We start from the raw sequence: 23,129 nt of genomic DNA on the forward strand, positions 1-23,129 counted from the left end.
AAGTAAGTATTTATTTTTTAGACTCATTTACAAGTCTTTTCAAAATTGCCCATTGTTTCAAAGCATCTCGAGCTTCTACTGCTGGGTATCCTAACATAGTTTTTCCGGCTGGAATATCTCCTGTAACACCTGAACCAGCACCTACTATGGCACCATCGCCAATAGTTGTGTGGTCTTTTATAGAAGCGCTTCCGCCAATAATAACGCCGTTTCCTAAAGTCACGGATCCTGCCAGTCCACTGTTTCCAGCCATAATACAGAATTTTCCCAATTTACTGTTATGACCTATTTGAACTAAATTATCAATTTTACAACCATCACCTAAAACGGTAGAGCTGAATTTTCCTCTATCAACACATGTGTTAGCACCAATTTCAACACTGTTGCCAATAATCACATTCCCAATTTGAGGAATTTTGACTAAACCTCTTTGTGGGTCAGGACGAAAACCAAAACCATCGGCACCTATTGTAGCATTGGGATGCAAAATACAATCATTCCCAATATGACAGCGCTCTCGAATGACGGTTCCTGACCAAATCACGGTGTTTTTTCCTATTGTACATTCGTCAAGAATAGTCACATTTGGATAAATGGTCGCGTTATCTCCAATTATAACTTTAGGTCCTATATAACAACCTGCACCAATTCTGGCGCCATTGCAAATAGTTGCAGTTGGGTCAATTACAGCTGTGGGATGAATATCAATTGTAAATAATGGAGTTGGAGGTGCAAAAAGCTCCAATACTTGAGACATTGCCAAATCAGCATTTTTTACTTTTATGAAAGCCCTGTCTTCTCCTGGTTCTATAGATATGTCTTCGTTAACGACTGCTACACAAGCTTTGGATGCAGACCAAAATTTTTCATATTTTTTATTTCCAATAAATGAAATTTCAGATTCATTAGCGGCTTCAAGTTGCTCAGGTGCAGTAATTTTTTGGGAAGTATTCCCGACTATTACTCCTTTTAGAATCTTATTTATTTCTTGAATGGTGTAGGATTTCATTAAGTTTAGATTGGATTTGGTTTTGTTATCGTTTCCAAATAAAATCATTTAACGTTGAAATTGCAAATGTTTTATGATATAACAATGATAAGATTAACAAAAATCAAGAATTTAGAATCAGTATGGTTCTGCCAAATCAATTAGTTTTTGGATTGTTTTCCAATTACGAGAAGTGACTTTTGCTATGTTCTTTTTTCTCGAAAAGTTATTATTTGCCTAAAGTTGTCAGGAACTAGATTTTTTATCTAATAGGAAGATTTATTCTTCATGACGGTTTCAATTGCCCTTCATATCAACAAAAATTTGTTACTGAAATAATGTAATCATTTTACGATAAATTGGTTATGTTTGTAGCAACAAACAAAAAGCTGTTTATGGCGCATATCCACCCAAAACAAGGGTGCTTTACGCAACTGAGTGGCGTATATGAACGAGTTGTGTGCCATATTATGAAAACCGCTTAAAATTGAAAAATGATAGTAGAAACTGATAGACTTAAAATCAGAAACTTAGCTTTGGAAGACAAAAAATCTTTATTTGAGATTTATTCAGACAAAGAAGCAATGCGATTCAGAGGAAGCAAGCCTTTTGAAACAATTGAAGAAGTTGTTGAAATGTTAAATAGAACCTTTCAAAAACTTGAATCTAAAGAAGAATTTAGATATGCCGTTGACCTAAAAGAAAATAATGAAATAATAGGCACATTTTTGATAAAACCTATTTCTGAAAATGAATGTGAAATTGGTTACTCGATTGGAAAAAATTATTGGGGAAGAGGCTATGGCAAAGAATTGGTAAAAGGCATGCTTAAGTATATTAAAAAGCTACCATTTAAGACGATTGTAGCAACTTCTAGGAAGGAAAATATTTCATCAATAATGCTTTTAGAAAGTGTTGGATTTAAACTATTTCCAGAAAAAGAAATCAATAATTGTCGTTTTTTTGAATATTTTTTAGAACAATGAAAAAGAAAAATATCTTAAAATTGGGAATTTTTCTTTTAGTAATTATTTCCACATCCTCCTATATTTATACAATAAAAGAAATGTCAAACAGAGGTTATTCAACTTCTGAAAATATGATTTATCGAGGAGTTCTTTGTTTATTTGTTGGAATAATAGCATCAAAAATAAAAGGATATAGACTTATTCCTCAAAATAAGAAAACCCAAATTTTTCGTTTTTTTTCAAGTGGCTTTGCTTCTTATTTTTATACGACTTCATTTGCTTTTCTAAACGCATCAACCATTGCATTATTAGGACGATTAGACATTGCTTTTTTATTGGTTTTGGTTGCATTATTTTCTAATCACAGCGAAAATAAAAAATCTAGTTTACAATTTTGGTTATCTATTTGGACGATCATTATAGTGAGTTTTATTACTCTTTCAGGTAATTTTTATAATGAAAACTTATTGGGTTATTTTTATGCATTTACAAGTATTATTTTAATAGCATTGGGTTATATTTTTATGAAAAACTCAGCTGGAAAAGAAAATATTATTGTACTAAGTAATGTATTTAGTTTGAGTAATTTAGTATTTGGTCTAGCATTATTATTTATAAATGGAGAGAACCTTCATTTTGATTTAGCAGATATATGGATATTTGTTTTGTATGCTTTGAGTCAGTTTGGAATTTATATTCTTTCAATACAACTATACAAATGGTATAATGTGGAACGAGCAAGATTACCTTATGTTCTAGCTACTTTTACAATATATTTTTTAGAAATTGTATTGGAAAAAAGGGAGTTTGATTTGAAACAATTTTTATTATTACTTATCATTACAGGAATGATAGTAACGATAATTATGAACCCAAAAGCAGTTGAAACAAAACATAATTTTCTTGATAAAACATAAAAAAATACGGTACACAGCGGGCTTAGCGAGATTGGGGTTCTAGGCTTAATTTAATGTTGGTTTTGTACTTTGTGTTCAGTGATTAACCGAAGTTTAGGCTTACAAATCTCCAACTTGATAATGCAAACTAAAGTTGGGACCTTGGTAGTAATGTTACGAAACCTTATAAACAGACAAATTAATATGATAGGAATTATTCATTTTGAGACATTTTTATTGGCAGGGATTTTATTAAACTTAACACCAGGAAATGATACAATCTTTATCTTGACCAAAAGCATTGGACAAGGTCGAAAAGCAGGAATTATTTCTGCATTGGGCATTGGAACGGGAAGTGTGGTTCATACTCTTTTGGCTGCATTTGGACTTTCATTAATTATTGCAAAATCAATTTTACTTTTTAATATAATCAAATATGCAGGAGCAGCATATCTATTGTATATTGGGTACAAAATGTTGACAGACAAATCTCAACTTAAAACCGATGGAATTGCATTAAGTAGTTCAGTTGACTATTTAAAAATATACAGAGACGGAATTTTTACAAATATTTTAAATCCAAAAGTTGCTTTGTTTTTTATCGCATTTTTACCTCAATTTATTGATCCTACTTTAAAGAATACAATAGTACCATTCCTTACACTAGGGACAACTTTTATTGCAACGGGGACGGTTTGGTGTTTGATATTGGCAACTTTTGCATCTGCTATTTTTGGCAAGTTGAAAACGAACAAGAAAGCATCAACTTATATAAACAAAGTTTGTGGATTAACATTGATTGGACTTGGAATAAAAGTAGCATTAACTGATAGAAAGTAGAAAACACGACACCAATATCGTTTGGCAATAGAAAAGCAGGAAAAATTTAAGATAAAAATAATTAAACTTAAAAATACAATTCATAATGATATGACTGATAATGCAACCAAAAAGCAAAAAACAGAAATGAATAAATACATTATGGAATTTTTAAACGACTAACTTGGACAAAAATAGCTACTGCCAAAAACAGAATTAATGAAAACGATTAGAAACAGATGGGATATGATAATTTAATAAAACAAATTCTTGCTTTTGTCCAATTGACAAACGCTGAAATAGAAATAATTAGATCTAAATTCAGAAGTAACAAATACAAGCAAAAAGAGTACGTCCTGATTGCTGGGGAAATTTCAACGGATATTCATTTCATCGTGAATGGTCTGGTACGTGTTTTTTATTTAAATAACGGTAAAGAAACCAATACGTATTTGGCATGCGACAATGGATTTGTTTCCTCTTATTCAAGTTTTATCCATCAAGGAAAATCTATTGAGAATATACAATGCATAGAAAATACAGAAACGTTGTCTATTAGTTTTAAAGATATGCAAGAGCTGTATAGTCTTATTTCTCAATGGGAAAAAGTTGGGAGAATTTTAGCAGAACAAAACTTCCTTTGTGTATCCGACAGACTTTTAAAACTTCAATCTATTCCTGCGAAGGAAAAATATCTTAAATTTTTGAAAACTGCATCAGACAAAATAGTGCAACGGACACCCTTAATACACATTGCCTCGTTTTTAGGAATGGAACCCGAATCCTTAAGCAGAATAAGAAAAAGTATTTCTTAACATTTATCAAAGAGGAATAAATTTTCGTTCCTCATTTTTGTGTTTTAAAAACTAACAGAAATGAAAGAAATAGCTAAAAATGTTTTCCAAATTCCACTAATGCCCAGAAATAGCATTAATTGTTATGTTATTGACGATATTCTTATTGATTCAGGCATTCGTAATTCGAGTAAAAAAATTTTAAAATCAATTCATAACCATGAAATAACTGCCCACGTTTTGACTCATGCGCACGCTGACCATCAAGGCAGTAGTAGCATAATTTGCAATCATTTAAACATTCCCCTTTGGACCTCTGAATTTGAAAAAGAAAACGCTGAATCTGGACATGTTATTAACGAGTATCCTAATAAGCATCATTTAATCGCTCGATTCCAACAGCAATTTTGGGCTGGAAAAGGTCATAAAGTATCCCGTATACTTAAAGAAGGCGATAATGTTGGTAGTTTCACGGTTATTGAAACACCAGGACATTCTAACGGGCATGTTTCATTTTTCAGAGAAAGAGATAAAGTTTTGATAGTAGGAGATGCCCTTGTGAACATGAATTTAATTACGACTGTTGTTGGATTAAATCAACCGCCAAATCTATTTACAACCGACAAAGAAAAAAATAGTGTCTCTATCAAGAAAATTTATGCGTTAAAACCAAAAATTATTTGTTTTGGCCACGGACCTGTTTTGTATGATAATGGCGAATTAGAACAATTTATAGAGAAAATGGGATAGAAAAATGCATGAACGTTCAAAAAAAACAGGTAATTTTGTGAAACAATAGATAAAAATACTACAATCCATCAAACCAAAAGGAAAATAACAGACAATGATTATTCCACCATATTTAAAATCAGGAGACAAAGTCGGAATAGTAAGTACGGCAAAAAGAACGAAATCCGAAGAAATAGTTGATGGAATTCAACTTTTAAAAAGTTGGAATTTAGTTCCTGTCATTGGCAAGCACACTTTTAATGAGTATCATTTTTTTGCAGGTACAGACCAAGAAAGAACGGAAGACTTGCAGAATATGCTGGACGACAATGCTATAAAAGCGATTATTTTTACAAAAGGAGGATATGGTACGATGAAAATAATTGATGCATTGGACTTTACTAATTTTAAAAAGAATCCAAAATGGATAGTTGGATATAGTGACATAACAGTTCTTCACAACCATATACACAATTTCAATATTGAAACACTTCATGCTGTAATGTTGCAAGGAATTTCCAAATGCACCCCTGAATCTAAAACATCCTTAAAAAGAGCATTGTTTGGAGAAACCCTAACGTATGAAATCGGTAAAAATGAGAGCAATAAAAATACTGAAAGTGTTGTTGAAGGAATTTTAGTTGGCGGGAACTTATCAATTTTATATGCTTTAATTGGTTCAAACTCCGATATCGACACAAGCAATAAAATATTGTTTTTTGAGGACATTGATGAATATTTGTATCATTTAGACAGAATGCTAATTGCATTAAAGAGAAGTGGAAAATTATCAAATCTAAAAGCGATACTTGTTGGTGGAATGATTGATATAAAAGATTCAACACTCGAATATGGTAAAACTGCTAATGAAATAATAGTAGAAGAGACAAATTCTTTTGATTATCCCATTTATTTTGGTTTTCCATCCGGTCATCAAGAGGATAATCGTGCATTAATTTTAGGCAGAGAAATAAAGATCAGTTCAAATGATAATACCATTAAAATTGAATTCAAGAATTAAAAACAATATAAAAACAAATAAACTAAATGGAAGCATCAATAAAGCGACTGGAATTTTTGTGTAAAAAGATCCCACAATTGTTGGGTAAAATTGAAGAGTCCTCTTTTTCATTAAAACTTGATTCTGAAAAATGGAGTAAAAAACAAATCATTTGGACATTTAATTGATAGTGCAACAAACAATCATCATAGATTTGTAAGAGGGCAGTTTGAAACAATTCCTACAATAGCATATAACCAAGTTGAATGGAACGAGAATAATTACTATCAACAAATGCAAAGTTCTCAAATCATAGATTTTTGGTCTATATATAACAAACAAATACTAGAACTAATTAAACAAATTCCAAAAGAAAAATTGAACTATAAAGTAAATACAGGTGGAGATAATAGTTTAACAATTGAATTTTTATTTAATGATTATGTTGAACATTTGGAACATCATTTAAAACAAGTGGTTTCTTATTGATGAAAAATAAAAAACTGCCACCAACATCTCGCAAACTAGGCAAAAAAAATCCCCTCAAACCTTTCGTTTTAAGGATGTTGAGGGGCTTTTTTTTATTTACATTTTTTCTGATAATGAGAAAAACCGTAAAGTATTGTGAAAATGGTTTTGTAAATTTGATACAACATAGTAAAAAGCTATTTTTATGACATAAAAAGAACCCAATTTGGGTGTTATGTCTTTGCCTGTTGAAAAACTATTTAAGGAAACTTGCTGGAAAGAAAAAGAGGCTAGCCCTGCGGTCAGCCTCTTTTGGTATTTTAATTTATTGTGGTATTACAACAGTATTCATTTGAAGAGTTACCGCAGTTTGGGCCAACAACCTTCCGTTTATAGTTGCGCCTGTCTTCAAGTTAATACCTGTTTTTCCCAAAACAGTTCCTTCAAAATGACTGGTCGTTCCAAAGGTAACGGCTCCCGCTGATACCCAGAAAATATTCTTTGCTTGTGCACCTCCGCTCAAGGTAACTCTCACTGCGGAACTCATTTCAAGGGTTCCGGCAACTTGGAATATAAAGATATCGTCTGGACCTCCAGAAATGGTAATATCTGCTGGGATAAGAACTCCACTCGTCCATTTATACAGACCTGGTATAAGTGTCATGCCTCCAATATTTCCGGCACCCAAATTCAAGAAATCCGGGTTCAAACGTCCTGCAGCGTCAGCGTATGCGGTTTGCATATCACCTACGGACGTGGTTAATCTGGTGGCGTTAGTCACGCTACACGGAAGTGGGCCTGCGGCATCGACTGTGTATATTGTCCCTACCACTTCTGAACATTTTAGCAGAACGGCTGCACCAGTAATTGGACTTGATCCAACATCACCTGTAACGGCAGATTTATAGACATCGGTAATTCCTGTTTTTGACAGAATCACAAAATCGCCCGAAATCCCAAGGTTTACCCCTGTTAATCCACCACTTGTAGTCTGAAGATCTGCTGTTTTTTCCGCTGAAGAAATCTTGGCGATTAAATCAGCTGTTTTTACTGTTGATGCTGTTTCAGAGGGTAGTGCATTGTCTGAATTTTCACTGCAACTGGACATTAATCCAACCAATAGTATAGCTGCGATTGATAATACTTTTTTTAGCTTCATAAATTAATCTTAAATGGTGACTTAATTATCACAAAGCAAAGATGAATCCTTTTGATCTTGTAAAAGTTATACAATCTTAGGAATAAGTTGCATCATTCACACATTCAAAATAAGGAGAGAGGAGAAGGGCTTACATCTTATCCATATACCAACTCAATTCTTTTTCCATTTTTTTTGTATTTAAAAATGGTTGTAATGATTTTTTGTAAACGCATAAAGGCATTTTTACTTTTTACTGGATAATCAAAAGACTGGTGATGCATACAGCTCATCACCACTTCAATTTTATCTTATACCAAACGAATTTATTATATAGTCCAAATTTTATCTGAAAAAACATAGCTATATCCACAGATACTCATCACCTCTTTTTTGCTTGTAGCTTTAACGACATTAGTGATGAAATCTTCTACATCTTCCAAGGAATTATAAAATTTATTTGAAAATTCTCGTTTGCATTTTGCCCACATTTTTTCAGCGGGATTAAGTTCTGGACTATATGGGGGCAGGAAAACTAAAACAATGTTTTCAGGAATGATTAGTTTTTTAGCCTTATGAAATTTTCCATTATCCAATACCATTATTTTGAGTTCTTTCGGGTTTTCTTTAGAGAAATCGTTTAAAAAAACTTGAACTGCGAAGCAATCACGAAAACCAAAATTTAAATAGTAATTTGAGTAAAATTATCAGCGTTGCAATGTGGGAGTATCAATTGAAAATGGTCCCCAGTTATGGGCGAAAAAGCTCCAGAAAGGCAAGTTGATTTAAAAACTTGTTGGAAAATGCAAATCGGTTCAACTCTAATAGCAGTAACTGATTTTCCATTACGAGTGAACAAACCAAAACGTGATTACTCATTCTATATTTAAATTTTGGTTTTCGTGATTGCTTCGCAGTTCGTCTTGAAAATATAAGTTTACGGAGCTAAAATCGCCCACAGTATTTAGTGCTATTTCTTGACAAATTCGTCCGAAGTCTTTTTAAAAGAGTTTCCCTGATCTTCATCTTTTTTAATATGGCTTTTGCGTGCTACTTTTACACTTGATTTAAAATTTCTGATGCAGTAATAAAGCAACGTGTTGTAATTGAAAGTCTTCCCTGATTCTTTTTCAATCCAATCTTTAAGTTCAACATAGCCTTGAAGTCCATTTTGAGGGTTGTTAAGTTTTGTTTCCAACTTATTGTGTTCAATAGCATTAAAAACCGACGGCTTAAAACCTGTTTTTTGATGCTTCATTAAACCATCAATTCCAGCATTGAGGTATAATGTACGCCAATTCTGAACGCTATTAGGGTCAACCCCCGCCAATTTAGCAACGTCACGTTTAGAAATTCCTGTTTCTTCGTTTTGCTTCAAAATCAGGAGAACTCTCAAACGTTGTCCAATAAATGAGATAGATTGTTTGAGTAAATTTTTAATCTCTTTTTCGGTTTCCTTAATCACCATTTTTTTTGAATGTGCCATAATCACTATTATAATATAGTCCAAAAGTAATAAAAAAAAATCCAATTGTATAAATTGGACTGTATTATAGTAGTGTTTGGTATTACTTATTTTAAAAGATAACAAAAAATCCCCTCAAACCTTTCGATAAACGAAAGATTGGGGGGCTTTTTATTATTTATTTTACGTTTTAAATAGGCACTGATTACTAAAAACTGACCACTGCAAACGGAATACTATTCCTCTTCTCGTTGTCCCATCATCATCAGATAGGCTTTTAGGAATTCGTCAATTTCACCATTCATAACGCCATCAATATTACTGGTTTCATGACCGGTTCGAACGTCTTTGACCAATTTATAAGGTTGCATCACGTAATTGCGTATTTGTGATCCCCATTCTATTTTCATTTTCCCGGCTTCAATATCAGCGCGTTGTGCTTGTTTCTTTTTTAACTCAATTTCGTATAATTGAGATCGTAACATTTGCATGGCACGTTGTCTGTTGTCTTGTTGCGACCTCGTTTCGGAACATTGTATTTGAATTCCGGTTGGTTTATGAAACAATTGCACTTTGGTTTCTACTTTATTTACATTTTGTCCTCCCGCACCACTGGATCGCGAAGTTGTAATCTCGATATCAGCAGGATTAATATCAATTTCGATACTATCATCTACAAGCGGATACACATAAACGGATGCAAACGAAGTATGACGCTTGGCATTACTGTCAAAAGGGGATATTCGGACCAATCGATGTACGCCGTTTTCGCCTTTTAAATAGCCAAAAGAATAATCACCTTCAAATTCAAGTGTTACGGTTTTTATACCTGCAGCTTCACCTTTCTGGAAATTCAGTTCTTTAATTTTATAGCCGTATTTTTCGCCCCACATCATGTACATACGCATGAGCATTTCGGCCCAATCGCAACTTTCGGTTCCACCTGCACCAGCGGTTATTTGTACAACAGCGCTCAAAGTATCGCCTTCGTCCGAAAGCATGTTTTTGAATTCTATTGCTTCAATATGAGCTTGAGTTCCGTTGTATTGATCGTCTAATTCTTCTACAGTAAGTTCTCCTTCTTTATAAAAATCATAGGCGAGTTGCAATTCGTCCGTCATTTCGACAGCTTTATTGTAATCTTCAATCCATTTTTTCTTGTTTCTAAGATTTTTTACAATGATTTCAGCATCTTTTGCATTGTTCCAAAAGTCGGGTGCAAAAGTCTTCTCTTCTTCATTTGAAATCTCAATTAGTTTGGCATCAACGTCAAAGATACCTCCTCAACGCACCAAGGCGCTCTACAATACCTTTAATTTGTTCGGTAGTTGTCATAAATTCTATTAATTAAATAAGTCTATTTTCAAATATTTATACAAAATGGCGTTATGTAATACAATTAGTTTAGTTTTAACTGAACTAGTTTGAATTAACAAACGGTATTATGTAAATTTGTGGCACAAAAATAGAAAAATTTTACGAAGGGACAATTCGCAAATTGTCCGTACTGAAAATAAAAAAAAATATGGAAATAAATTTAGTTAGCGATACGATAACCAAACCTTCTCGCGAAATGTTAGTGCATATGTTGAATGCCAAAGTAGGAGATGACGTTTACAAACAAGACCCGACTGTTATTGAATTGGAAGCTAAAGTTGCCGAAATGTTCGGGATGGAAGCAGGACTTTTTTTTCCATCAGGAACCATGGCAAACCAAACGGCAATAAAATTACATACACAACCAGGCGAACAATTAATAGCAGACAAATATGCACACATTTATCATTATGAAGGCGGAGGCGTTTCTTTTAACAGCGGGGTTTCTTGCTGTTTATTAGACGGAAACCGCGGAATCATAACTGCCGAACAAGTGGCGGGAGCGATTAATGATCCTGAGTTTTATCACAGCCCTTTGACGAGTTTAGTTTGTGTGGAAAATACAACCAATAAAGGCGGTGGTGCTTGTTATGAGTTGGAAGATTTACAAAAAATAAAGCAGGTTTGCGATGCCAATAATTTGAAATTTCACATGGATGGCGCCCGAATCTGGAATGCATTGGTAGCTAAAAACCAAGATCCAAAAGCATTTGGGAAATTATTCGATACTATTTCGGTATGTTTGTCTAAAGGTTTGGGAGCACCAATTGGTTCGGTTTTATTGGCTGATAAAGCTACTATTCACAGAGCGTTGCGAATCCGAAAAATATTAGGTGGCGGTATGCGTCAAGTAGGATATTTGGCAGCAGCCGGAATTTATGCATTGGATAATAACATAGAACGCCTTGCCGAAGACCATCGAAGAGCTAAAGAAATTGCCGAAGTATTAAAAAAGGTAAGTTGGGTAGCATCAGTTGAACCGGTTGAAACTAATATTTTGATTTTTTCATTAGTTCCAAATTGCATTGAAAAGAATTTAATTGAATTATTAAAACAAAAAAACATTTCAATCAGTTCTATGGGGCATGGAAAATTGAGAATAGTAACGCATCTTGATTATCGTGAAGTGATGCATACGTATGTTCTAGAAACACTGCAAAAATTGGTTTAAAAAAGTTAAGGGTTAAAAAAAGTTATGGGTTAAGTGTCGAAAATCAATGCTTCAAACCTTTAACCCTTAACTCACAACCCATAACTCTTAACCTTTCTACTTAAACAAATTATCCATTCCAGGAATCATTGGCATATCCATTTTTGCAACAGCATCAAGTTCAGCTTCATTTACTTTAGTAGCTTTTTCGATAGCTTTGTTTAATACCAAAATCATATAATCTTCTAATTGCTCTTTGTCTTCCAATAAGGAGTCGTCAATAGTAATTGATTTAATAGATCTATTGGCAGTCAGTGTCACTTTCAATAAACCATCGGTACTTTGCTCGTCTATAAGAACGGTGTCTAAACGTTTTTTAGTGTCTTCTATCTTTTGTTGGGTTTCTTTAAGTTTGCCCATCATTCCCATTAAATCCATGTTTTAATTTTTTTAAATTAATTGAATTACAAAATTAGTATATTGCATAGTTATATTCAATAAAATATTCATGAAAAACAAACTCATCGTAAGTTCTCTTTGTGTTATTTTTGCAACTTCATTTACTAATACAAAAGCACAACAAATGTTGAAAAATAGTCCAATTCCAGTAGCTAAAATAATTCCTAAAGCATTAGAAAAACATAATGAGACAAGAATTGATAATTACTTCTGGTTAAATGATAGAGAAAATCCTGAAGTTATTGATTACCTGAATAAAGAGAATGAGTATTATCATAAAATGACGGATCATACCAAAGATTTTCAAAAAGAATTGTTTGAGGAAATGAAAGGAAGGATTAAGGAAGATGATCAATCCGTTCCTTATTTATACAATGGCTATTACTATATCACTCGTTTTGAAAAAGGGAAAGATTATCCTATTTATTCTCGAAAGAAGGAAAGCCTTTCGGCAAAAGAAGAGATCATGTTTGATTGTAATGAAATGGCCAAAGGACATTCGTACTTTCAATTAGGAGGTTTGAGTGTGAGTCCGGATAACAAATTGGCAGTTTATAGCTTTGATATCGTTGGGCGACGAATTTACACCATTCAGGTAAAAAGTTTAGAAACCAATGAAGTTTTAGAGGATAAAATAGAAAAAGTTACTGGATCTGCGGTTTGGGCAAATGATAATAAAACCATTTTTTATTCCAGTCAGGACGAAGTTACCTTGCGATCGGATAAGATTTTTAAACATAAATTAGGTACAAAATCTACAGAAGATGTTTTAGTTTATTTCGAAAAAGACGATACCTATAATGTTGAAATTGCTAAATCTAAGTCTAGAAAATATTTGGCAATTGAATCTGGAAGCACACTGACAACAGAATATAGAATTCTAAATGCGGACAATCCTGATGGAGAATTTGAAATTTTTCAAAAACGAATAAGAGGTGTAGAATATAGCATTAATCATTACAAGGATAGTTTTTATATAATGACCAATGCGGACAAGGCTGAAAATTTTAAATTGATGAAAACCCCTGAAACAGCTACATCAAAAGAGAATTGGACAGAAGTCATTGGGCATAGAAAAGAAGTGCTGCTGGAAGATATCGAAATTTTCGCCAACTATTTAGTAGTCGAAGAACGTTCTAATGGATTGAATAAAATCAGGATTATGCCTTGGAGTGGAGAAGGGGAATATTATTTGCCTTTTGAAAGTGAAACCTATACAGCATATACGACAACCAATGTAGATTTTGAAACAGAAATTTTGCGTTACGGATACCAATCTTTGGCAACACCATCGTCTATTATTGATTTCAATATGAGGACCAAAGAGAAGGAAATTAAAAAAGAGCAACAGGTTCTTGGAGGCAAATTCGATAAAAATAATTATACTGAAGAACGCGTTTGGGCTACAGCAGGAGATGGGACCAAAGTGCCAATTTCTATGATTTACCGAAAAGAGTTAAAAAAAGACGGAAAAAATCCATTGCTTCAATATGCTTATGGGTCTTATGGTCACTCCATGGACGCTACTTTTTCTTCTACGAGACTGACGTTATTAGACAGAGGGTTTATATATGCCATAGCACATATTCGCGGTGGCGAAGATTTAGGAAGACAATGGTATGACGATGGGAAATTATTAAAAAAGAAAAATACGTTTACTGATTTTGTTGATTGTTCTAAATTTCTGATTGATGAAAAATACACTTCACCGGAACATTTATATGCCGAAGGTGGTTCAGCCGGAGGATTATTGATGGGAGTTGTCGTTAATATGGCACCTGAATTATATCATGGAATTATAGCGCAAGTTCCTTTTGTGGATGTAATGACCACCATGCTTGATGATAGTATCCCACTTACTACAGGTGAATATGATGAATGGGGAAATCCAAACAAAAAGAAATATTACGATTACATGTTGTCTTATTCCCCTTACGATAATGTAAAAAAGCAAAATTATCCTAACATATATGTTTCTACCGGTCTTCATGATTCACAGGTACAATATTGGGAACCAGCGAAGTGGGTCGCTAAATTAAGAACTATGAAAACAAATGATGCTGTTTTATATCTAGATACAAATATGGACGCAGGTCACGGTGGAGCTTCTGGAAGGTTTGAAGCCATTAAGGAATTAGCAAAGGAATTCAGTTTTTTATTAGATTTAGAAGAAATTAAAAAGTAATTAGAATTTTTTTGTTAAATTTGCAACGTTCGTGGCTAAATTAAAAATTGCCCACGACTAACTATTTTTTTATGAAAAAAGAAATAAACGCTTACAATAATGTCTTAGAATTAATAGGTAATACTCCACTTATTAAGCTAAATAAAGTCACCGAAGAATTAGAAGGTAATTTCTACGCAAAAGTAGAAGCTTTTAATCCGGGACATTCCTCAAAAGACAGAATAGCATTATATATTATAGAAGAAGCCGAAAAGAGAGGGGTTTTATCTCCAGGTGATACAATAATTGAGACGACATCTGGTAATACCGGTTTTAGTTTGGCGATGGTAAGTATCATAAAAGGATATAATTGTATTCTGGCGGTTAGTTCTAAGTCCTCTAAAGATAAAATAGACATGTTACGTAGTTTGGGAGCAAAAGTTTATGTTTGTCCTGCACATGTATCCGCTGATGATGAACGTTCGTATTATAATGTTGCCAAACGTTTGCACGAAGAAACAAAAGGTTCTGTTTATATCAATCAATATTTTAACCAATTGAATATTGATGCACATTATAAATCTACGGGACCGGAAATTTGGAAACAAACTAACGGTAAAATAACGCACCTTATCGCTTGTAGTGGAACTGGAGGAACAATTTCAGGAACTGCAAAGTTTTTGAAAGAACAAAATCCTAATATTAGAATTCTTGGAGTAGATGCTTTTGGTTCAGTACTAAAAAAATACCATGAGACCAGAGAATTCGATAACGATGAAATTTATCCTTACAGAATTGAAGGTTTAGGTAAAAACTTAATTCCATCAGCAACTGATTTTGATCTTATTGATAAGTTCATGAAAGTTACCGATGAAGAAAGCGCGCATTCTGCCAGAGAAATAACTAGAAAAGAAGGTTTATTTGTAGGATATACATCTGGAGCGGTAATGCAAGCCATAAAACAATACGCCGAAGAGGGAGAATTTGATGAAAACAGTAATGTAATTGCTATTTTTCCAGATCACGGTTCTCGTTACATGAGTAAGGTATTTAGTGATGACTGGATGAACGAACAAGGTTTCTTTGACAGCATCAACGAAGAAGAAGCTCAAAAAATTGAATTTATTAAATAGAGAATAGACTGATAGATTATAGAATAAAGAACATAGATATTATAACCAAAAAAACTTCAGATATTCTGGAGTTTTTTTGGTTATAATATCTATGTTCTTTTCTCTTTTCTAAGAAGTCTATTCTTCTTCCATAGTATGATATACGTTCATCACGTCATCATCTTCCTCGATTTTTTCAATTAATTTCTCTACATCCGCTACTTGAGCTTCTGTAAGTTTCTTAGTGATTTGAGGAATTCTTTCAAATCCAGAAGAAAGAATTTCTAATCCTCTGTTTTCTAATTCTTTTTGAATAGTTCCAAAACTTCCAAAAGGAGCATATATTAAAATCCCGTCTTCATCTTCAAAAACCTCTTCAGCACCAAAATCGATTAATTCTAATTCTAATTCTTCAGGGTCGATTCCGTTTGCCGGAATTCTAAAATTACACGTATGATCAAACATAAATTCAACAGAACCCTGGGTTCCCATAGTCCCATTACATTTGTTAAAATAACTGCGAATGTTTGCAACAGTTCTATTGTTATTGTCAGTAGCGGTTTCAACTAGAATTGCAATTCCATGAGGCGCATATCCTTCAAATAAAACTTCTTTATAGTTGGCTGTGTCTTTATCGGTAGCTTTTTTAATCGCACGTTCTACATTTTCTTTTGGCATATTTACTGCCTTGGAATTCTGAATAACGGCTCTTAATCTGGAGTTGGCATCAGGATTAGGACCGCCTTCTTTTACAGCCATTACAATATCTTTACCAATTCTGGTAAATGCTTTGGCCATTGCCGACCAACGTTTCATTTTTCTTCCTTTTCTAAACTCAAACGCTCTTCCCATTTCTAATTTATTATTTTGAACTGCAAAAATACAGTTATTAGTTATTTTTTCAAAAATTTTTATTAATCAATTGGTACATGCTTCGAAATAAAAGCATCGCCCGTTACATTCCAAAAATTGATTGCATTGGCGCGCTCTGAATTGAATTTGTTATTGATAGCATTATAATTCCCAACTTCTTTATTCAACTCGTTTACCAGTTTATTGAAATTATCCACTTCTTCCTTTGATCTGGAAATGGCTGATTTGTTATCCATTGTTTTTTTACTCTCTTGAAATTTTTGATTGAGCATCATAAAAGCAACTACTTTGGGACTAAATTCCAGTGCTTCTTTTTTACTGAATTCCAATACTTTTTTGGTGGCATTTATCAGCATTAAATCATTGTTGTAGGCTTTAAATGTTTTTAGTTTATCCAAACCTTCGTTCGAATATTGCTCTAATGCATTACTGTTTTGTTGAATGGCATTTAAATTGTTTTGAGCAACGGCATTCATCAAAAGTGATTCTGTGAAATTTACTTTGAAAAAAATCAGATATAATTGAGTATGATTTTCAAAAACTTCGTTGGAGATTTTCATTTTTTTACCCAGTTCACTTTTGTCTTCTCCAATTTGGATACCATATTTAGTTGCAAATATTTTTTGGTTGGCATTCAATTTATCCACTTCTTCATTGATTTTAGTATTGACTAAATCTCTTGCCAAAATAAAAGCTTCCATGAAATCATACGATTGCTCAGCCACTTCCTGCATGTTTATGATTTTTTCATATTCCTGATTAATTTGTTTTTCAGAAATGGATAAATACGCCAGCAGTTGATCTTTATATTCCACATCACCTTTATAACCATCCTTTAAAGCTTCTATTTTTTTAGTGGCATTCTGAATACTTTTTACCAATGTTTTACGGGTTACATCAATTCTTCGGGCATTTTTACTATGCGCAACTGCCGAGGTGTATTTCCATGTTGTTCGAGAAATGGCATCGGTTTCTTTGCCAATATAATTCAAATAGTCAACAGGAGTTTTGAATTCTTGCGCATTAGAAAAGGTAATCGTAATTAAAAACAGGAACGAAGTAAAGGTTAGTTTCATTTTTTGGTTGGTTATTTATTCAGATTCTTATAATCGTTTATTATGGCAATTGCTTCTTCTAAATAGGGGTTGTTTTTCACCTCTTTGATTTTATAGCGATTAATTTCCTGTTGAAAAACATCAAATTTTAATTTTTCCAAATCATAGGAATTATTCGAAATCGTACTGTTACTTTCGCTGTCTACAATCTTTTTGACTTTTTTCCAAAGCGAATCAATTTCATGAGTATCGTTGAATACATCTTTAAAAATCAAGCGTGTTGGTTTTTTTGGATTGTTGTAAAGTGCATTTATCTGCTCGTTAGCCAAACTAATTTCATTGAAACGAGAGGCAGTTTTCACTCTTGAATTACTTAACTCGACTATTTTGGGGAAATAGGTTTTTGAAAACGGATTAAATCTGGCTTTTGTAGCAATCACATCATATTTCAAAGCTGTTTTAAAACTGATCTCCCGTGGAATTATGCTGTCAAATAAAACCGGTAGCGCAATATCAGGAATAATTCCTTTTATTTGATGGCTGTCACCGGTAATTCGGTAGAATTTTTCAATGGTTAGTTTTACAAAATCCTGTTGATTATTTTCATCCAATGGTAAAATGGTCTGCATAGAAGCTTTTCCCAATGATTTACTTCCAATAATGATCGCCCTGTTATAATCCTGCATTGAAGCTGCAAAAAATTCACTTGCCGATGCTGAATTTCCGTTGATTAAAAGTACGATTGGACCATTATAAGCACTGCCACGATTGCCGTCTTTTAAAATGGTTTGCTTGTTTTTATTATTAACCAAAACAGATACAGGACCAATATCCAAAAACATTCCGGCTAATTTAATGGCTTCTTCCATTGATCCGCCACCATTGTTTTGAAGATCGATCACTAAACCTTCAACATTGTCTTTTTGAAGTTTCACAATTTCTTTGGCAACATCATCGGCACAGCCTTGAAAGGAGTATCCGTCAAAATTAGAATAAAAACTAGGAATATTGATGTAACCAATTTTTGTTTCCGCTTCGGCAATATAACTGAAAACAGCATTTTCAGTGGCTTTCATTATTTGCTTTCTGAGGCGTACAGATTGTATTGTCCCATTTTTTTTCTGAATGGTCAACTCAATTTCTATATTCGAATCAGAAAAAATCAATTCCCCAATTTTTTCTATTGAGGCACAGGAAACAGAATATTCATCTCCTTTGGTATTGGATACTTTTAGAATTACATCGTCTTTTTCAAACTTATCCGTTTTGGCCGCTGGACCACCCGGAACAATTTCTTGTATAATAATTTCCTCTTTTTCATTAAATCCAACATTCAATCCTAATGAAAGATTGTTCGTTGATAAACCCGACATAAAACTGGATTTGGCATCCATTGAAAAGTAATTAGAATGGGGGTCAAAATAGGTACAAAAAATATTCAAGAAATTATTTTGAAGGTCATTTTCTAATCTGTTTTTACCTTCAAGGATACTATTTACTTTGCATAAATTGGTGTCAAATATTTTTGCTTTGGCAGTTTTTTCGAGTTTAGAAAAGTTCAAGGCCAATGAATCTAAATTGGAACTTAACTTCGAAATATCTTCCAGAATATCATACCGAATTCTCTTTTTCCAGACTCTTTCGATATCAGTTAAAACCAAATCAAAAGGGAAGTTTTTCTTCGAGAATTTAACGGAGTCATTCGTCGTATAATCAAAAGTCTCCTTTTGTATTTTCTCTAAAACTTTCTTCTTTCTTGTCAAAGCCAATTTATAAACAGCAACAAAATCATTCATAAACGAGCAATTGTTCTGTAAAATATAATTGTCCAGTTGGAGTCTATGCTCACATAGTTTTTGATATTCAATCTTCGTGAATAAGTTTCGGTTAGAATCCAAAGCATCCACAAAGCTATCAAAAACAAAAACCGATAAACTGTCGTCTACCGGTTTTGGATGATAATGTTCACGTTGTATTAACGTATTTATTTTAGAAAGTGTTTCACAAGTTTTCACTTCATTTTGACCAAAAAGTGAAAATGTAGCCAGCAAGAATACGAGTGAAAGTTTCTTCATTTATTTTTATTTCTTGTAAAAAGGTAATTTCACCACTTTAGCAGGAACATCATTTTTACGGATTCTGATAAATATGTCACTCTCCAAAGCACTGTTTTTTACGGTTACGTAACCCAAGCCAATTCCTTTATTCATGGATGGAGACATTGTTCCCGAAGTTACAATTCCGATTACATTTCCTGAAGCATTTACAATTTCATAATCATGTCTTGGCACCGCACGCTCCAACATTTCAAAAGCGACTAATTTTTTAGTAACTCCTGCTTCTTTTTGTTTTTTCAGATTTTCAGAATTGGTGAATTCTTTGGTGAACTTCGTAATCCATCCCAAACCTGCTTCAAGTGGGGAAGTCGTGTCGTTGATGTCATTTCCGTACAAACAAAAACCCATTTCCAATCGCAACGTATCACGAGCCGCAAGACCAATTGGTTTGATTCCAAAAGCCGCACCCGCTTCAAAAACTTTAGTCCAAATTTGTTCTACTTCTGAATTTTTGCAATAAATTTCAAAACCTCCAGAACCAGTATATCCTGTAGCCGAAATAATTACGTTTTCGATACCGGCAAAATCACCCACTTCAAAATGGTAATACGGAATCGCTGATAGATCTTTTGAGGTCAAGGATTGCATCGCTTCAACCGCTTTTGGCCCTTGAATTGCCAATAATGAATAATCATCCGATAAGTTTTTCATCTCCACACCCAAATCATTATGAGCCGAAATCCAATCCCAATCCTTGTCAATATTCGAAGCATTTACCACTAATAAATACTGCTCGTCTTTCATTTTATAAACAATCAAATCGTCTACAATTCCACCGTCATTGTTCGGCAAACAAGAATATTGCGCTCTTCCAATAGTCAAAGTCGAAGCATCATTCGAAGTCACTTTTTGAATCAAAGCCAATGCATTTGGACCCGTAAGCAAGAATTCACCCATGTGAGAAACGTCAAAAACACCCACGGCATTGCGCACCGTTTCATGTTCCGCATTCACTCCTTCATATAAAATTGGCATATTGTATCCGGCAAACGGAAGCATTTTTGCTCCCAAACTCTCGTGTATGTGCGTAAGCGCAGTATTTTTCATTGTGTTTTTATATAAAATTTGAAGTCGCTAATTTATTGATTTTATTTCGGGTGACAAAGTCCGAGCGAAGCAAAGTTTAAACTTTCAAACGTTTTCGGGATAACTCGCAATGCAGGATTTATGACAATTATTTTTAGAGCTATCCCGATAGCTATCGGGACCTGCTATTCGCTCTATCTTTATTTAAAGCTTCCAGCCTTCAAAAGACTGGAAGCTTTAAATAAAGGATGCCGCTGCAAACGAAGTTCACTGAACTCCTATAAAAATAAAAGTTTAGTGAAGTAATCAGGGCTAGGGATTTTTGGTACAATTAACGAATTTGTTTCTTATTAAATTCGTAATTTTAAACAAACAAATTTCAATGACGAATCCTATTTACATCGACCAAAAAGAAATCCTGAAACGCTACAAACAACCGGATAAACATACGCACAAAGGAATTCAGGGACACGCTTTGATCATTGGCGGAAGTTATGGAAAAATAGGAGCAGTGAGTTTGTCTTCGAAAGCATGCTTGAAAACCGGTTGCGGATTAGTCACTGTTTTCATCCCAAAATGCGGGTACGATATTCTGCAAACCGGCATTCCCGAAGTCATGGTTCTCACAGACAATCAAGAAAAATTAATTTCCAATATTACTTTCGACTTTACACCACAAGCCATCGGAATTGGTCCCGGTTTAGGTCAGGCAGTTGAAACCCAAAATGCATTGCATCAGTTTTTAAAAATAAATAAAACGCCTTTAGTAATCGATGCCGATGCGTTGAATATTTTATCCCAAAACAAAGAATGGCTTTCTTTATTGCAACCGAAAACCATCCTTACGCCACATCCCGAAGAACTGGAACGATTGATAGGAAAATGGCATTCCGAAGAAGAAAAAATGAGTATGGCAATCTCTTTTTCAAAGCAATATCAAGTTATAATCGTAATGAAAGGTGCGCTAACCCGAATTATAGATGGAGAAACTGTCTATGAAAACACTACGGGGAATGCCGCTTTGGCAACCGCAGGAAGTGGCGATGTTTTGACAGGAATGATTACCAGTTTACTGGCACAATCCTATGAACCCATTAGTGCTGCAATTCTTGGAGTTTACCTACACGGATTAACGGCTGATATCGCCTTACCTGAAACTGGTTATCAATCTTTTATCGCTTCAGATGTTATTGCGAATATTGGGAAAGCCTTTTTGAGTTTAGAAAAATTGGAGTAAATGATACTCATAAATGAATTTTATCCCACTTATTTGTAAGTTTGTATCCAAGCAAAATTGCTTTATCCAATTCGATTATGGAAAAAATACCCCATCTTAGAACCGTAAATGTTACGCGATACATCACTCCTTTGCGGGAAGGCGGTTCTTTGCCTGCGCTCGCTGAAGCCGATGATGATTTTAAATACGTATTGAAATTCAAAGGTGCCGGACACGGTGTAAAAGCCTTGATTGCCGAATTAATTGGCGGAGAAATTGCCCGTGTTTTAAACCTGAAAATGCCGGAGCTCGTTTTCGCAAATCTCGACGAAGCTTTTGGACGTTCAGAAGGCGATGAAGAAATTCAGGATTTGCTTCAAGGCAGTCAAGGCATTAATTTGGCATTGCATTATTTATCGGGTGCCATAAATTTTGATCCTGTTGTCACTTTGGTTGACCCAAAACTAGCTTCCCAAATTGTTTGGTTAGATGCTTTTATTACCAATGTGGACAGAACGTTTAGAAACACCAATATGTTGATTTGGCATAAAGAATTATGGCTGATTGATCACGGCGCCAGTCTTTATTTTCATCATTCGTGGACCAATTGGGAAAAGCACGCACAAAGTCCTTTTGCATTGATAAAAGACCATGTATTGTTGCCTCAAGCTTCCTTGTTGCCGGAGACAGATTTACTATTCAAAAAAATATTGACGAAAGAGGTATTACAGAATATCGTGAATCTTATTCCAGAAGTATGGCTAAATTGGGAAGATACCGATGAAACTCCCGAAGCCATTCGGGAAGTCTATTTCCAGTTTTTATCGATACGTTTGAACCATTCCGAAATTTTTATAAACGAAGCACAAAATGCAAGAGAAGCACTTATATGAGTATGCCGTAATCCGGGTTGTGCCTAGGGTAGAACGCGAAGAATTCCTCAATGTGGGTATTATTCTCTTTTGTAAAAAAGCGAAGTTTATAAAAGTACTGTGCTCGATGAACGAAGCCAAACTGCAACTATTTTCAGCCGATTTAGATTTGGAACAATTGCATCTAAACTTACAGGCATTTGAGAAAGTGGCGCATGGCGAAAAATCAGGTGGACCAATAGGACAATTTGATATCCCGTCGCGTTTCCGTTGGTTGACTGCACTTCGCAGTTCCGCCATTCAAACCTCAAGACCACATTCTGGACTGAGTGATGATTTGGAACAAACAACGCAACGCTTGTTTGAGGAAATGGTATTGTAAATTATGACTGTCGGTTACTAATACCAAAAAATAGTTCAATCTCTTTATTAAAATTTAAACT

Annotated in this window: 22 protein-coding genes and 1 pseudogene; 13 read left to right on the forward strand and 10 right to left on the reverse strand. The window is 34.0% G+C overall.

Annotated features, from left to right (window positions below; all coding sequences use genetic code 11):
* Positions 1-10 precede the first annotated feature (10 nt).
* A complete protein-coding gene (lpxD, locus tag E0I26_RS07170; RefSeq protein WP_131915808.1) occupies positions 11-1,009 on the reverse strand; it encodes a UDP-3-O-(3-hydroxymyristoyl)glucosamine N-acyltransferase in 999 nt (332 codons plus the stop codon).
* Between the two features lie 473 nt (positions 1,010-1,482).
* On the opposite strand from lpxD, the gene E0I26_RS07175 reads away from it, so the two are divergent.
* From E0I26_RS07175 to E0I26_RS07205, 7 genes are all read left to right on the forward strand, one after another.
* A complete protein-coding gene (locus E0I26_RS07175) occupies positions 1,483-1,974 on the forward strand; it encodes a GNAT family N-acetyltransferase (RefSeq protein ID WP_131915809.1) in 492 nt (163 codons plus the stop codon).
* The gene (locus E0I26_RS07180) at positions 1,971-2,873 is read left to right on the forward strand and encodes a DMT family transporter (protein WP_131915810.1); all 903 of its coding nucleotides are present in this window, start codon (positions 1,971-1,973) and stop codon (positions 2,871-2,873) included. Before E0I26_RS07175 ends, E0I26_RS07180 begins: the two co-directional genes overlap by 4 nt.
* Before the next feature lie 120 nt (positions 2,874-2,993).
* The gene (locus E0I26_RS07185; RefSeq protein WP_235831732.1) at positions 2,994-3,692 is read left to right on the forward strand and encodes a LysE family translocator; all 699 of its coding nucleotides are present in this window, start codon (positions 2,994-2,996) and stop codon (positions 3,690-3,692) included.
* A 218-nt stretch (positions 3,693-3,910) separates the two neighbouring features.
* Positions 3,911-4,486, forward strand: a complete 576-nt coding sequence (locus E0I26_RS07190; protein WP_131915812.1) for a Crp/Fnr family transcriptional regulator — start codon at positions 3,911-3,913, stop codon at positions 4,484-4,486.
* A gap of 60 nt (positions 4,487-4,546) precedes the next feature.
* On the forward strand, positions 4,547-5,215 hold the full coding sequence (locus E0I26_RS07195) for an MBL fold metallo-hydrolase (protein ID WP_131915813.1): 669 nt from the start codon (positions 4,547-4,549) through the stop codon (positions 5,213-5,215).
* A 94-nt stretch (positions 5,216-5,309) separates the two neighbouring features.
* The gene (locus E0I26_RS07200) at positions 5,310-6,215 is read left to right on the forward strand and encodes a S66 peptidase family protein (RefSeq protein WP_131915814.1); all 906 of its coding nucleotides are present in this window, start codon (positions 5,310-5,312) and stop codon (positions 6,213-6,215) included.
* Between the two features lie 117 nt (positions 6,216-6,332).
* Positions 6,333-6,683: a DinB family protein gene (locus E0I26_RS07205; RefSeq protein ID WP_131915815.1), complete on the forward strand. Its 351-nt coding sequence runs from the start codon at positions 6,333-6,335 to the stop codon at positions 6,681-6,683.
* Between the two features lie 304 nt (positions 6,684-6,987).
* On the opposite strand, the gene E0I26_RS07210 is transcribed toward E0I26_RS07205, so the two are convergent.
* The 4 genes and pseudogenes from E0I26_RS07210 to prfB form a co-directional block, all read right to left on the reverse strand.
* Entirely contained in the window at positions 6,988-7,821 is an 834-nt protein-coding gene (locus tag E0I26_RS07210) for an ice-binding protein (protein WP_131915816.1), read from the reverse strand.
* Between the two features lie 308 nt (positions 7,822-8,129).
* Positions 8,130-8,444 (reverse strand): annotated as a pseudogene (locus E0I26_RS07220) (transposase); the annotation flags it as partial.
* Positions 8,445-8,770: 326 nt separating this feature from the next.
* Positions 8,771-9,286 (reverse strand): helix-turn-helix domain-containing protein, encoded by a 516-nt coding sequence (locus E0I26_RS07225; protein WP_131915818.1) that lies wholly within the window; start codon positions 9,284-9,286, stop codon positions 8,771-8,773.
* A 215-nt stretch (positions 9,287-9,501) separates the two neighbouring features.
* Positions 9,502-10,600 (reverse strand): peptide chain release factor 2 gene (gene prfB / locus E0I26_RS07230; protein WP_131915819.1). Its coding sequence is split into 2 segments (ribosomal slippage): positions 9,502-10,536 and positions 10,538-10,600, totalling 1,098 coding nucleotides; the frame shifts between segments, so codons are not numbered across the junction.
* A gap of 190 nt (positions 10,601-10,790) precedes the next feature.
* Here prfB and E0I26_RS07235 point away from each other — a divergent pair.
* Positions 10,791-11,813, forward strand: a complete 1,023-nt coding sequence (locus E0I26_RS07235; RefSeq protein ID WP_131915820.1) for a threonine aldolase family protein — start codon at positions 10,791-10,793, stop codon at positions 11,811-11,813.
* A 96-nt stretch (positions 11,814-11,909) separates the two neighbouring features.
* Here E0I26_RS07235 and E0I26_RS07240 read toward each other — a convergent pair whose 3' ends face one another.
* Positions 11,910-12,230: a YbaB/EbfC family nucleoid-associated protein gene (locus E0I26_RS07240; protein WP_099715715.1), complete on the reverse strand. Its 321-nt coding sequence runs from the start codon at positions 12,228-12,230 to the stop codon at positions 11,910-11,912.
* 70 nt (positions 12,231-12,300) lie between these two features.
* On the opposite strand from E0I26_RS07240, the gene E0I26_RS07245 reads away from it, so the two are divergent.
* Positions 12,301-14,436, forward strand: coding sequence for a S9 family peptidase (locus E0I26_RS07245; RefSeq protein WP_131915821.1), 2,136 nt, complete (start codon positions 12,301-12,303; stop codon positions 14,434-14,436).
* Positions 14,437-14,507: 71 nt separating this feature from the next.
* Positions 14,508-15,548 carry a PLP-dependent cysteine synthase family protein gene (locus tag E0I26_RS07250; RefSeq protein ID WP_131915822.1) on the forward strand — a complete coding sequence of 347 codons (1,041 nt, stop codon included), beginning with the start codon at positions 14,508-14,510 and terminating at the stop codon, positions 15,546-15,548.
* Between the two features lie 117 nt (positions 15,549-15,665).
* Here the strand turns inward: E0I26_RS07250 and E0I26_RS07255 are convergent, their stop codons facing one another.
* The 4 genes from E0I26_RS07255 to gcvT all read right to left on the reverse strand — a co-directional run bounded on the left by E0I26_RS07255 (position 15,666) and on the right by gcvT (position 20,619).
* Positions 15,666-16,379 carry a YebC/PmpR family DNA-binding transcriptional regulator gene (locus E0I26_RS07255; RefSeq protein ID WP_131915823.1) on the reverse strand — a complete coding sequence of 238 codons (714 nt, stop codon included), beginning with the start codon at positions 16,377-16,379 and terminating at the stop codon, positions 15,666-15,668.
* A 62-nt stretch (positions 16,380-16,441) separates the two neighbouring features.
* Entirely contained in the window at positions 16,442-17,476 is a 1,035-nt protein-coding gene (locus E0I26_RS07260; RefSeq protein ID WP_131915824.1) for an LIC11966 family surface protein, read from the reverse strand.
* 11 nt (positions 17,477-17,487) lie between these two features.
* Positions 17,488-19,530: a S41 family peptidase gene (locus E0I26_RS07265; RefSeq protein WP_131915825.1), complete on the reverse strand. Its 2,043-nt coding sequence runs from the start codon at positions 19,528-19,530 to the stop codon at positions 17,488-17,490.
* Positions 19,531-19,536: 6 nt separating this feature from the next.
* On the reverse strand, positions 19,537-20,619 hold the full coding sequence (gcvT, locus tag E0I26_RS07270) for a glycine cleavage system aminomethyltransferase GcvT (RefSeq protein ID WP_131915826.1): 1,083 nt from the start codon (positions 20,617-20,619) through the stop codon (positions 19,537-19,539).
* Between the two features lie 361 nt (positions 20,620-20,980).
* On the opposite strand from gcvT, the gene E0I26_RS07275 reads away from it, so the two are divergent.
* The 3 genes from E0I26_RS07275 to E0I26_RS07285 all read left to right on the forward strand — a co-directional run bounded on the left by E0I26_RS07275 (position 20,981) and on the right by E0I26_RS07285 (position 23,068).
* Positions 20,981-21,835, forward strand: a complete 855-nt coding sequence (locus tag E0I26_RS07275) for an NAD(P)H-hydrate dehydratase (protein ID WP_131915827.1) — start codon at positions 20,981-20,983, stop codon at positions 21,833-21,835.
* A 77-nt stretch (positions 21,836-21,912) separates the two neighbouring features.
* The gene (locus E0I26_RS07280) at positions 21,913-22,707 is read left to right on the forward strand and encodes a HipA family kinase (protein ID WP_131915828.1); all 795 of its coding nucleotides are present in this window, start codon (positions 21,913-21,915) and stop codon (positions 22,705-22,707) included.
* Positions 22,685-23,068 carry a DUF3037 domain-containing protein gene (locus E0I26_RS07285; RefSeq protein ID WP_131915829.1) on the forward strand — a complete coding sequence of 128 codons (384 nt, stop codon included), beginning with the start codon at positions 22,685-22,687 and terminating at the stop codon, positions 23,066-23,068. The genes E0I26_RS07280 and E0I26_RS07285 overlap by 23 nt, the downstream gene beginning before the upstream one ends.
* The last annotated feature ends 61 nt before the right edge of the window (positions 23,069-23,129 follow it).

Source organism: Flavobacterium rhamnosiphilum (assembly GCF_004349195.1).
Lineage (GTDB): Bacteria > Bacteroidota > Bacteroidia > Flavobacteriales > Flavobacteriaceae > Flavobacterium > Flavobacterium rhamnosiphilum.

What these genes read in the sequence shown, in the direction of transcription:
- lpxD (WP_131915808.1), bottom strand. Translation starts at nt 1,009, where the DNA reads ATGAAATCCTACACCATTCAAGAAATAAATAAGATTCTAAAAGGAGTA.
- E0I26_RS07175 (WP_131915809.1), top strand. Translation starts at nt 1,483, where the DNA reads ATGATAGTAGAAACTGATAGACTTAAAATCAGAAACTTAGCTTTGGAA.
- E0I26_RS07180 (WP_131915810.1), top strand. Translation starts at nt 1,971, where the DNA reads ATGAAAAAGAAAAATATCTTAAAATTGGGAATTTTTCTTTTAGTAATT.
- E0I26_RS07185 (WP_235831732.1), top strand. Translation starts at nt 2,994, where the DNA reads ATGCAAACTAAAGTTGGGACCTTGGTAGTAATGTTACGAAACCTTATA.
- E0I26_RS07190 (WP_131915812.1), top strand. Translation starts at nt 3,911, where the DNA reads ATGGGATATGATAATTTAATAAAACAAATTCTTGCTTTTGTCCAATTG.
- E0I26_RS07195 (WP_131915813.1), top strand. Translation starts at nt 4,547, where the DNA reads ATGAAAGAAATAGCTAAAAATGTTTTCCAAATTCCACTAATGCCCAGA.
- E0I26_RS07200 (WP_131915814.1), top strand. Translation starts at nt 5,310, where the DNA reads ATGATTATTCCACCATATTTAAAATCAGGAGACAAAGTCGGAATAGTA.
- E0I26_RS07210 (WP_131915816.1), bottom strand. Translation starts at nt 7,821, where the DNA reads ATGAAGCTAAAAAAAGTATTATCAATCGCAGCTATACTATTGGTTGGA.
- E0I26_RS07225 (WP_131915818.1), bottom strand. Translation starts at nt 9,286, where the DNA reads ATGGCACATTCAAAAAAAATGGTGATTAAGGAAACCGAAAAAGAGATT.
- E0I26_RS07235 (WP_131915820.1), top strand. Translation starts at nt 10,791, where the DNA reads ATGGAAATAAATTTAGTTAGCGATACGATAACCAAACCTTCTCGCGAA.
- E0I26_RS07240 (WP_099715715.1), bottom strand. Translation starts at nt 12,230, where the DNA reads ATGGATTTAATGGGAATGATGGGCAAACTTAAAGAAACCCAACAAAAG.
- E0I26_RS07245 (WP_131915821.1), top strand. Translation starts at nt 12,301, where the DNA reads ATGAAAAACAAACTCATCGTAAGTTCTCTTTGTGTTATTTTTGCAACT.
- E0I26_RS07250 (WP_131915822.1), top strand. Translation starts at nt 14,508, where the DNA reads ATGAAAAAAGAAATAAACGCTTACAATAATGTCTTAGAATTAATAGGT.
- E0I26_RS07255 (WP_131915823.1), bottom strand. Translation starts at nt 16,379, where the DNA reads ATGGGAAGAGCGTTTGAGTTTAGAAAAGGAAGAAAAATGAAACGTTGG.
- E0I26_RS07260 (WP_131915824.1), bottom strand. Translation starts at nt 17,476, where the DNA reads ATGAAACTAACCTTTACTTCGTTCCTGTTTTTAATTACGATTACCTTT.
- E0I26_RS07265 (WP_131915825.1), bottom strand. Translation starts at nt 19,530, where the DNA reads ATGAAGAAACTTTCACTCGTATTCTTGCTGGCTACATTTTCACTTTTT.
- gcvT (WP_131915826.1), bottom strand. Translation starts at nt 20,619, where the DNA reads ATGAAAAATACTGCGCTTACGCACATACACGAGAGTTTGGGAGCAAAA.
- E0I26_RS07275 (WP_131915827.1), top strand. Translation starts at nt 20,981, where the DNA reads ATGACGAATCCTATTTACATCGACCAAAAAGAAATCCTGAAACGCTAC.
- E0I26_RS07280 (WP_131915828.1), top strand. Translation starts at nt 21,913, where the DNA reads ATGGAAAAAATACCCCATCTTAGAACCGTAAATGTTACGCGATACATC.
- E0I26_RS07285 (WP_131915829.1), top strand. Translation starts at nt 22,685, where the DNA reads ATGCAAGAGAAGCACTTATATGAGTATGCCGTAATCCGGGTTGTGCCT.